Annotated in this window: 2 protein-coding genes; both read left to right on the top strand. The window is 55.6% G+C overall.

What is annotated here, in order from left to right; translation table 11 throughout:
- Positions 1 to 357 (top strand): (d)CMP kinase (cmk, locus tag D8V06_RS20655; RefSeq protein ID WP_130931693.1); only part of this gene is annotated, 357 nt, incomplete at its 5' end.
- Positions 358 to 476: 119 nt separating this feature from the next.
- On the top strand, positions 477 to 2,071 hold a 1,595-nt coding region (gene rpsA / locus D8V06_RS20650; RefSeq protein WP_130931692.1), incomplete at its 3' end, for a 30S ribosomal protein S1.

Raw genomic sequence — 2,071 nt, 5'->3', positions numbered from 1 at the left:
CGCGAGGCGCTGCTGCAGCGCCAGCGTGCATTCCAGGAAGCGCCGGGCCTGGTGGCCGATGGCCGGGACATGGGAACGGTGGTTTTTCCGGACGCGCCGCTGAAGATTTTCCTGACCGCCAGTGCCGAGGAGCGTGCGCGCCGTCGATACTTGCAGTTGAAGGGCAAAGTCGATGGTGTTAGTCTGTCGAGTCTGCTAGATGAGATACGTGCACGCGATGAGCGTGACACCCAGCGAGCGGTAGCCCCGCTCAAGCCGGCGGCTGACGCCATACAGCTGGATTCCACGGAATTGTCCATCGATCAGGTGCTGGAACGCATCATGAGCGAGATCGCCATTCGCGATATCGCCGGGTGACCAAGAAGGCCGCAGGGGACCAGTCATAGTCCTGGGGCGCTTCTTCTAAATGAAACTAACCCACACCGTCTGGGGTGTGGAGATGGGCGTATTCTTCGCCCTCATCAACAGGAATTAAAATGAGCGAAAGCTTTGCGGAACTCTTTGAAGAAAGCCTAAAAACCCTGAACCTTCAGGCAGGCTCCATCATCACCGGTGTTATCGTTGATATCGATTACCAAGCTCGCTGGGTAACCGTTCACGCTGGCCTGAAGTCTGAAGCACTCATCCCGCTTGAGCAGTTCTACAACGACGCTGGCGACCTGACTATCAACGTCGGTGACGAAGTTCACGTTGCGCTGGACTCGGTTGAAGACGGCTTTGGTGAAACCAAGCTGTCCCGTGAAAAAGCCAAGCGCGCTGAATGCTGGATTGTTCTGGAAGCTGCCTTCGCAGCCGAAGAAGTGGTCAAGGGCGTTATCAACGGTAAGGTTAAAGGCGGCTTCACTGTCGACGTTAACGGCATCCGTGCGTTCCTGCCAGGTTCTCTGGTTGACGTCCGTCCAGTGCGCGACACCACGCACCTGGAAGGCAAAGAGCTGGAATTCAAGGTCATCAAGCTGGACCAGAAGCGCAACAACGTTGTCGTTTCCCGTCGCAGCGTCCTGGAAGCCGAGAACTCCGCCGAGCGCGAAGCTCTGCTGGAATCCCTGCAGGAAGGCCAACAAGTCAAAGGTATCGTCAAGAACCTCACCGATTACGGCGCATTCGTCGATCTGGGTGGCGTCGATGGCCTGCTGCACATTACCGACATGGCTTGGAAGCGCATCAAGCATCCTTCCGAAATCGTCAACGTTGGCGACGAGATCGATGTCAAGGTTCTGAAGTACGATCGCGAGCGCAATCGTGTTTCCCTGGGCCTGAAGCAACTGGGCGAAGATCCATGGGTTGCTATCAAAGCCCGTTACCCAGAAAGCACTCGCGTTACCGCTCGTGTAACCAACCTGACCGACTACGGCTGCTTCGCTGAGCTGGAAGAAGGCGTTGAAGGTCTGGTACACGTTTCCGAAATGGACTGGACCAACAAGAACATCCACCCTTCGAAAGTCGTACAAGTCGGCGACGAAGTGGAAGTCATGGTTCTGGACATCGACGAAGAGCGTCGTCGTATCTCCCTGGGCATCAAGCAGTGCAAATCTAACCCATGGGAAGATTTCTCTGGCCAGTTCAACAAGGGCGATAAAATCTCCGGCACCATCAAGTCGATCACCGATTTCGGTATCTTCATTGGTCTGGACGGCGGCATCGACGGTCTGGTTCACCTGTCCGACATCTCCTGGAACGAAGTGGGCGAAGAAGCCGTACGCCGTTTCAAGAAGGGCGACGAGCTGGACACCGTTATCCTGTCGGTTGACCCAGAGCGTGAGCGCATCTCCCTGGGCATCAAGCAACTGGAAAGCGATCCGTTCTCCGAGTACGTTCAAGAGAACGACAAAGGCGCAATCGTTAAGGGCATCGTGAAAGAAGTTGACGCTAAAGGCGCCATCATCACCCTGGCCGACGATATCGAAGCGACTCTGAAAGCCTCCGAAATCAGCCGTGACCGCGTTGAAGACGCGCGCAACGTTCTGAAAGAAGGCCAGGAAGTAGAAGCCAAGATCATCAGCGTTGATCGCAAGAGCCGCGTAATCCAGCTCTCGATCAAGTCGAAAGACGATGCTGAAGAGAAAGAAGC

This window comes from Pseudomonas sp. Sample_24 (genome assembly GCF_004307605.1).
GTDB lineage: Bacteria > Pseudomonadota > Gammaproteobacteria > Pseudomonadales > Pseudomonadaceae > Aquipseudomonas.
The sequence above is the reverse complement of the archived record's forward strand: the minus strand, read 5'-3'. Positions and strand labels throughout refer to the sequence as shown.